Genomic DNA, 7183 nt, shown 5'->3' on the forward strand with positions numbered 1-7183 from the left:
GTCTATCATGCGGCACCCAACGCCCATTCGGGCTTTTCCATCCGCATGGGCGCGAATGTGGTGATTGCGCCCCGCTTCGATGCCGCCGAGCTGCTGGCGCTGATCGAACGGGAGCGGATCACCCATCTGAACATGGTGCCGATCATGTTCAACCGGCTGCTGCGCCTGCCCGACGAGGTGAAACGGCGGCATGACCTGTCGAGCCTGGAATATGTGACGCACGCGGCCGCCCCCTGCCCGCCGCCGGTGAAGCGGGCGATGATCGACTGGTGGGGGCCGGTGATCTGGGAATATTATGGCTCCACCGAGATGGGCAATGTGACCAACCTGTCGTCGGCGGAATGGCTGGCGCATCCGGGCTCTGTCGGGCGGGTGATGCCGGGCGTGACGCTGCGGGTGGTGGATGCCGAGGGGCGGGACGTGCCGCCGGGCACTATCGGCGAAGTGATCGGCAAGGGCCGGCACGGCACCGGCTTCACCTATCAGAACGCGCCGGAGAAGCGGGCGGCGATGGAGAAGCACGGCCTGATCACGCCGGGCGACATGGGCTATTTCGATGCCGACGGCTTCCTCTACCTGTGCGACCGGATCAACGACATGATCATATCGGGCGGGGCGAACATCTATCCCGCCGAGATCGAGGCGGAGCTGCACAAGCTGCCCGGCGTGGCGGACTGCGCCGTGTTCGGCATCCCCGACGAGGAGTTCGGGGAGCAGGTGATGGCGGTGGTGCAGACGATGCCCGGCGCAACGCTGACGCCCGCGGCGCTGCAGGCCGAACTGCGCAAGGTGCTGACGGGCTATAAGGTGCCGCGCCGGATCGACTTTGCCGAAAGCCTGCCGCGCGAGGATTCGGGGAAGATCTTCAAGCGCAAGCTGCGGGCGCCATTCTGGGAAGGGCGGGAGAGGGCGATATGACCGAGACGATCCTGGAACCGGGGCTGCCGATCATCGATCCGCACCATCATCTGTGGGACTGGACGAGCCGCCTGCCGTTCCTGCCGGCGGAACGGACGCATCCGTTCGACGCGATCCTGCCGCAGACGCCCCGATACCTGCTGGACGAGCTGCTGGCGGACTGCGGCAGCGGCCACAATGTGGTGGGAACCGTGTTCGTGCAGTGCGGGGCCTTTTACCGGGCCGATGGGCCGGATGCGCTGAAGCCCGTTGGCGAGACGGAATTCGTGAACGGGGTGGCGGCGATGGCGGCCAGCGGCACCTATGGGCCGGTGAAGGCCTGCGCCGGGATCGTCGGCCACGCCGACCTGACGCTGGGCGACAGCGTTGCGGCGGTGCTGGACGCGCACCTGGCCGCGGGCGGCGGGCGCTTTCGCGGCATCCGGCACATGATGGCGCATGATGCCGACCCGGCGGTGCTGGGGCCGCTGGGCCATGCGGAGCCGGGGCTTGCCGGGGATCCGCGGGTGCATGCCGCGCTGCGGCACTTCGCATCGCGCGGGCTTTCGCTGGATATCTGGGTTCTGGAGCCGCAGCTGGGCGAGGTGGAGGCGCTGGCGCGCGCCTTTCCCGACGTGCCGATGGTGATCGATCATGTGGGCACGCCGCTGGGGTTGGGCGCCTATGCCGGGCGGCGCGACGAGCGCTTCGCGGCGTGGAAGGCGGCGATGGCGCGGCTCGCGGTGCTGCCCAATGTGCATGTGAAGCTGGGCGGGCTGGGCATGCCCTTCCCCGGGTTCGAGGGGATGGGGCCGGACGTGCGCCCCGCTTCGGACGCGTTGGCGTCGATGTGGAGTCCCTGGGTGGAGACATGCATCGGCCTGTTCGGGGCGGGGCGGTGCATGTTCGAGAGCAATTTCCCCGTGGACCGCTGGGGCGCGGATTATGCGACGTTGTGGAACGCCTTCAAGCGGATCGCGGCCGGCGCCTCTGCGGCGGAGAAGGCCGACCTGTTCGCGGGCACGGCCGCCCGCTTCTATCGACTGGAGGGACTGGCATGAAGGCGCTGCGCTATTACGGGGCGCGGGATATCCGCCACGAAAGCATGGACGATCCGAAGCTGGAGGCGCCGACGGACGCGATCGTGAAGGTGACGGCCTGTTCCATCTGCGGCAGCGACCTGCACATCTATCACGGCCACGGCTTTTCCGAGGATATCGGCTTCTGCGTGGGGCATGAGGCCGTGGGCGAGGTGGTGGAGGTGGGCCGCCAGGTGACCCGCGTGAAGGTGGGGGACAAGGTGATGATGCCGGCAGCCGTGGGCTGCGGGGCGTGCCGGTCCTGCCTGTCGGGCGTGGTGAACACTTGCGAGCGGAACGGCAGCGGCTGCTATGGCCTGTCTGCCCGGTTGCAGGGGGTGCAGGCGGAGGCGTTCCGGGTGCCGGCGGCCGACATGAACGCCGTGCCCATCCCCGAAGGCGTCAGCGAGGAGCAGGCGCTGATGATGACGGACGCGCTGGCGACGGCGTGGTTCGGCGCGCGCAACGCCGACATACGGCCGGGCAGCAGCGTGGCGGTGATCGGGCTGGGGCCGATCGGGCTGATGACGGTGGAGAGCGCCTTCGTGATGGGGGCGCATGTGGTCTATGCGATCGACCCGGTGGCGGAGCGCCGGGCGCTGGCGGAAGCCGCCGGCGCGGTGGCGCTGCACCCGGATGCGGCGATGGAGCGGATCAAGGAGGACACCCACGGCCGCAAGCTGGATTGCGCGGTGGAAGTGGTGGGCAGCGACGCGACGGTGGATTTCGCGCTGCGGCTGGTGCGGGCGCGCGGCACGGTTTCGGTGATCGGGGTGCAGCAATCGCGCCGCTTCCCCTTCCCGATGGAGCGGGCCTTCGCCGGCGGGCTGACATTCCGCGTGGGCACCTGTTCGGTGCCGGAGGAGCTGCCGGCGCTGTTCCCGCTGGTGCGCTCCGGCCGGCTGCGGCCGGAACGTTATGTGAGCCACAATATGAAGCTGAGCGAGGGGGCGGAAGCCTATCGGCTGTTCGAGGCGCGGGAGGCGGGGGCGCTGAAGATGGTGCTGCGCCCGGACTGAGCGGGATCAGAGCCAGCCGGGCAGCTGCGCCGGGGTGACGAGCATCGCGACCAGCGCGGCGATGGTGAGGAGGGCGGCCAGCGCCACCGGGAGCCGGCGCGCGATGCGGCCCGGCAGCACGGTGGCGATGCCGGCCAGGAACAGCGCGGTCGCCAGCACGACATTGGCGACGTCGTAACTGTCGCCCACCTGCCCCGACAGATCGGCATCGGCGGTGGCCAGGTCTGCGCGGCGCCGGGCGGCCCTGGCATCCGCGAGACTGGGGCCGGTGAAATCCGGCAGTACGGATTTGGCCGGCACGGTGCGGATGTCGGCGGGCTGGGCCTTGCGCCAGCGCTCGAACTCCGGCGCGAAGGCGCGGGGGAAATGGTGGCGCAGAACGTCTGCACGCAAGGGCTGATCATCCGCCAGCGCGTTCAGCCACTGCAGGAACATGGCGGTGTTCATCGCCTCTTCCTGCCCGGCGCGCAGCATCAGCTGGGAGGATTCGGTGAGATCTGCGTTTGCGGTGGCGCGCGCCTGCGCTTCGCGCTTGTCCCACAGGCCGGCCTGATAGGTGGCCCAGGCAGACAGCAGGCCCGCGACGGCGAGCGAGATCGCTGTCGCCAGTTCGAACCGGCGGCCGGGCCCTTGCGGGTCGGCCGCCGGCGCGGGTTCCTCTGATGCGGCGTCGGGCATCCGGCGCCTTCGGTCAGTGGCTGTGGCCGGCGCCCAGCCCGTCCGGGAAGGCGGGCGGAAGCGAAAGCGTGGCGGAGAGCGCAGCCGTCATGAAGTGCGGTTGCACCATTTCCTGCGCCAGTTTGACCACGCCGGCCTGAAGTTCGGCGACTTTCGCCGGGTTGGCGGCGGCGACATCGTTCGACTCGGTCGGATCGGCGGCGAGGTTGAACAGCTGCACCGCGGCCGGAAGCGCCGGATACCAGACCAGCTTCCAGTCGCCCTCGCGGATCGAGCCCGTCGTCGGCTCGATGTTGAGGACGAGGCCGGTGCGCGGGCTGGCGGCGCCCGACAGGGCGGGCCAGATGTCCATGCCGTCGAGCGGCTTCCCGCCCGCGAGCGACGCGCCCGCGAGCTTTGCGATGGTGGGCATCATGTCCACCACATGGAAGGGCCCCTTTGCCGTGCCGGGGCGGATGCGGCCGGGCCAGTGGGCGATGGCGTCCACCCGGACGCCGCCTTCATAGACGGTGCCCTTCCCCGCGCGCAGCTTGCCGTTGCTGGCGGGCAGGTCGCCGCCGACGGCGCCTTCGCCCACGAACATCTTGTCGCGCGTGCCGCCGTTATCCGAATGGAAGAGGACCAGCGTGTCGCGCCCCATGCCGCGCTGTTCCAGCGCCTTCAGCACGCGGCCGATCTGTTCGTCCATCGCGGAGACCATCGCCGCATAGGCGCGGCGGTTCTCGTCTGCGATATGGGCATAGCGGTCGAGCCAGCGCTGGGGCGCCTGAAGCGGCGTGTGGGGGGCGGTGAAGGCGAGGTAGAGGAACAGCGGCGACTTCGGATCGTGCGCGCCGATCTGGCGGACGGCCTCGTTGCCGAACAGCTCGCTGTCATAGCCCTCCTCGATCACGCGCTCATTGTCGCGGAACCAGTCCACCACGCCGTGGGAGCTGTGCTTGAAATGGTCGATCTCTCCGATGAGGGCGCCATAGAAGCTGTCGAACCCGCGCTGGCGGGGCCAGTATTTGCGGTCGGCATGGCCGAGGTGCCATTTGCCGACGAGGCTGGTGCGGTAGCCGGCGGTCTTCAGCGCGGCCGGAAGGGTCAGCTCGGCCGTGTCCAGACCATAGGTGGCGCCCGACGGGATCACGCCCATCTGCAGGCCGTAGCGCATCGGGTAGCGGCCCGTCATCAGCGCGGCGCGCGTGGGCGTGCACATGGGCTGGGCGTAGAATTCCTCCAGCTTCAGGCCGCCGGCTGCCAGCCTGTCGATGTTGGGGGTGGCGATATCGGAGCCGCGATAGCCGAGATCGGCAAAGCCCAGGTCGTCGGCCAGGATATAGACGATGTGGGGCCGGGGCGAAGCGGCGCGGGCGGCCTGTTCCAGCCCGAACAGGGCGGCGGTGGCGGCGGCGAAGCCGCCGGCCTTCAGCAGGTCGCGGCGATCGAGGGCTCCGGTGGGCTGGTCTGTCATGGCGATGCTCCTGACGGCCCCTCCCTTGGGGCCAAAAATGACTGAGTGGTCAATATTCCGATGAGGCATCGCCCGTCAAGGCCCTGTGTAGAGTGGGGCTTGCGGATATTGAAATGACGGTATAGTCATTCATGCGACTTCCCGCCACCGGGGCGGGGGAATGCAACAATGGACGGTTGTTCATCGGATGACGGAGACAGGTAAATCCCGCCCGGCCGCGCAACTGGCGCGGAAATCCCGGACGCGTGACGCGCTGGTTCAGGCGGGCCGTCGGCTGTTTGCCGGGCGGCCCGTGGAAACCGTTTCCATCGATGAACTGGTTCTGGCCGCGGGTGTCGCGAAGGGCAGCTTCTATAATCATTTCGCTGACCGGGACGCGCTGGCGCATTCGGTGGCGGGCGAGATCCGCGCGGAGCTGGACGCCCGCGTGGAGCTGGTGAACGCCGGGATCGCGGACCCGGCGCTGCGGCTGGCGCGGGGGCTTGCGGTCTATTTCCGCTTTGGCGTGGACGAGCCGTCGGGCGCTGCTTCGATGGCGCGGATCCATGGGCCGGAGGCAGATGTCGAGTCGCCGCAGAACCGGCTGGTTGTGGCGGATCTGAAGGACGGGATCGCGCAGGCGCGCTTTTTGATCCCGACGCTGGAAGTGGGCCTGATGCTGGTGCTGGCGCTGGGCATGGCGGGCCTGTTGCGGGTGGTGCGCGAGCCGAGCCCGACGGTTGTGGTGTCGATCACGCAGCAACTTGTGATGGTGGCGCTGCGCGGGCTGGGCGTGCCGGGCGACGAGGCCGGGCAGATCGCGGCGCAGGCGGCCGATGCAGTGGTGCGCGAACGGATATTGCCGGCCTGACGCGGCAGCGCGGAGCCGGCCTTCGGGAAGGGGAGACGATGATGAGGACGATGAATCTGATCGTGGCCGCGGCGCTGGCGCTGGCGGCGGTTCCTTCGGCGGCGTCGGACGCGGCGAAGGGCAGCTGGGACGGGCTGGTGGAGGTGAAATCCCACCGCTTCGACGATGTGTTCCTGATGCCGGGGGCGGATTTCCGCCCCTATACGAAGGTGATGCTGGATCCGGTGGAAGTGGCCTTCCGAAAGGACTGGATGCGCAACATGAACGACAGCGTCGGCGTGGACCGGCGGGTGACGCAGGAAGATGCGCTGAAGATCCTCTCCACCGTGCAGGCCGATACCGGCGACATCTTCCGCGAGGCCTTCACAAAGGCCGGGCATGAAGTGGTGGCGGCGCCGGGCGAGGGCGTGCTGCGGGTGCGCAGCGCGGTGATGAACCTGTATGTGAACGCGCCGGACACGTTGACGGCCGGCCGTGTGCGGACCTTCACCGCCGAGGCGGGCGAGGCGACGCTGGTGCTGGAATTGCGGGATTCGCTGACCAACGCGCTGCTGGCCCGGATCGTGGACCGGCGGGTGGTGGACCGGATGCCGGGGATCAGCAACAGCGTGACCAACCAGGCGGATTTCCGGCGCGAGGCGAAGAGCTGGGCCGGCGCGAGCGTGAAGGGGCTGGATGCGCTGAAGGCACAATCCCCGATTCCGGCGGAGCTGACGCCGGGGCAGAAGTTGAATTGACTTGAATCAGTTACTGTTTCGGCGGAATCATGGTTAGTTATCGCCGTGCAGGCGCACGGAGCTTGAAAGTGGGGAGACAGGCCTTGTTTGGAACACGCATCATGATGGCGGGACTGGTGCTTGTGGCTGCGCCTGCGAGCGCGCAGTCGCTGGACAAGACCTGGCTGCTGCAGGTCTCGGCCTATTTCCCGCGCGTGGACAGTTCCGTCCGCGCGGACAGTTCCAACGGCAGCATCGGCACGGTGATCGACTTCGAAAGCGATCTGGGGCTTGAGCGTCATGCCGTGCTGCCGGCCTTCATGGCGGAATGGCGCCCCGGCGATGACTGGGTGTTCAACGCCGGGCTCTGTTGCAAAAATCGTGAAGCTTGAGCATGCTTGGCGGAGATTGGACGGACGGAACGATGACGGATTTCAAGTGGCGCCATTTCCAGGGTGATGTGATCCTGTGGGCGGTGCGCTGGTATT

The 7183-nt window shown here is 68.4% G+C and carries 8 protein-coding genes; 6 read left to right on the top strand and 2 right to left on the bottom strand.

Annotated features, from left to right (window positions below):
- The 3 genes from ACE3O8_RS12045 to ACE3O8_RS12055 form a co-directional block, all read left to right on the top strand.
- On the top strand, positions 1-918 hold a 918-nt coding region (locus ACE3O8_RS12045), incomplete at its 5' end, for an AMP-binding protein (RefSeq protein WP_374390064.1).
- Positions 915-1958: an amidohydrolase gene (locus tag ACE3O8_RS12050; protein WP_374390066.1), complete on the top strand. Its 1044-nt coding sequence runs from the start codon at positions 915-917 to the stop codon at positions 1956-1958. The genes ACE3O8_RS12045 and ACE3O8_RS12050, both read left to right, overlap by 4 nt.
- On the top strand, positions 1955-2995 hold the full coding sequence (locus tag ACE3O8_RS12055) for an alcohol dehydrogenase family protein (RefSeq protein WP_374390068.1): 1041 nt from the start codon (positions 1955-1957) through the stop codon (positions 2993-2995). Before ACE3O8_RS12050 ends, ACE3O8_RS12055 begins: the two co-directional genes overlap by 4 nt.
- A 6-nt stretch (positions 2996-3001) precedes the next feature.
- On the opposite strand, the gene ACE3O8_RS12060 is transcribed toward ACE3O8_RS12055, so the two are convergent.
- Together ACE3O8_RS12060 and ACE3O8_RS12065 are read right to left on the bottom strand one after the other, a co-directional pair.
- Positions 3002-3673 (bottom strand): hypothetical protein, encoded by a 672-nt coding sequence (locus ACE3O8_RS12060; protein WP_374390070.1) that lies wholly within the window; start codon positions 3671-3673, stop codon positions 3002-3004.
- A 13-nt stretch (positions 3674-3686) separates the two neighbouring features.
- Entirely contained in the window at positions 3687-5129 is a 1443-nt protein-coding gene (locus ACE3O8_RS12065; RefSeq protein ID WP_374390072.1) for an arylsulfatase, read from the bottom strand.
- A 187-nt stretch (positions 5130-5316) separates the two neighbouring features.
- On the opposite strand from ACE3O8_RS12065, the gene ACE3O8_RS12070 reads away from it, so the two are divergent.
- From ACE3O8_RS12070 to ACE3O8_RS12080, 3 genes are all read left to right on the top strand, one after another.
- Positions 5317-5979 (top strand): TetR/AcrR family transcriptional regulator, encoded by a 663-nt coding sequence (locus ACE3O8_RS12070; protein ID WP_374390074.1) that lies wholly within the window; start codon positions 5317-5319, stop codon positions 5977-5979.
- 41 nt (positions 5980-6020) lie between these two features.
- Positions 6021-6716, top strand: a complete 696-nt coding sequence (locus tag ACE3O8_RS12075) for a DUF3313 family protein (RefSeq protein ID WP_374390076.1) — start codon at positions 6021-6023, stop codon at positions 6714-6716.
- A 104-nt stretch (positions 6717-6820) separates the two neighbouring features.
- Entirely contained in the window at positions 6821-7087 is a 267-nt protein-coding gene (locus tag ACE3O8_RS12080) for a hypothetical protein (RefSeq protein WP_374390078.1), read from the top strand.
- The last annotated feature ends 96 nt before the right edge of the window (positions 7088-7183 follow it).

The organism is Sandaracinobacter sp. (assembly GCF_041909755.1).
GTDB lineage: Bacteria > Pseudomonadota > Alphaproteobacteria > Sphingomonadales > Sphingomonadaceae > Sandaracinobacteroides.

Excerpts from the sequence above, each read along its gene's own strand:
- ACE3O8_RS12050 (WP_374390066.1), top strand. The coding sequence starts at position 915 with ATGACCGAGACGATCCTGGAACCGGGGCTGCCGATCATCGATCCGCAC.
- ACE3O8_RS12055 (WP_374390068.1), top strand. The coding sequence starts at position 1,955 with ATGAAGGCGCTGCGCTATTACGGGGCGCGGGATATCCGCCACGAAAGC.
- ACE3O8_RS12060 (WP_374390070.1), bottom strand. The coding sequence starts at position 3,673 with ATGCCCGACGCCGCATCAGAGGAACCCGCGCCGGCGGCCGACCCGCAA.
- ACE3O8_RS12065 (WP_374390072.1), bottom strand. The coding sequence starts at position 5,129 with ATGACAGACCAGCCCACCGGAGCCCTCGATCGCCGCGACCTGCTGAAG.
- ACE3O8_RS12070 (WP_374390074.1), top strand. The coding sequence starts at position 5,317 with ATGACGGAGACAGGTAAATCCCGCCCGGCCGCGCAACTGGCGCGGAAA.
- ACE3O8_RS12075 (WP_374390076.1), top strand. The coding sequence starts at position 6,021 with ATGAGGACGATGAATCTGATCGTGGCCGCGGCGCTGGCGCTGGCGGCG.
- ACE3O8_RS12080 (WP_374390078.1), top strand. The coding sequence starts at position 6,821 with ATGGCGGGACTGGTGCTTGTGGCTGCGCCTGCGAGCGCGCAGTCGCTG.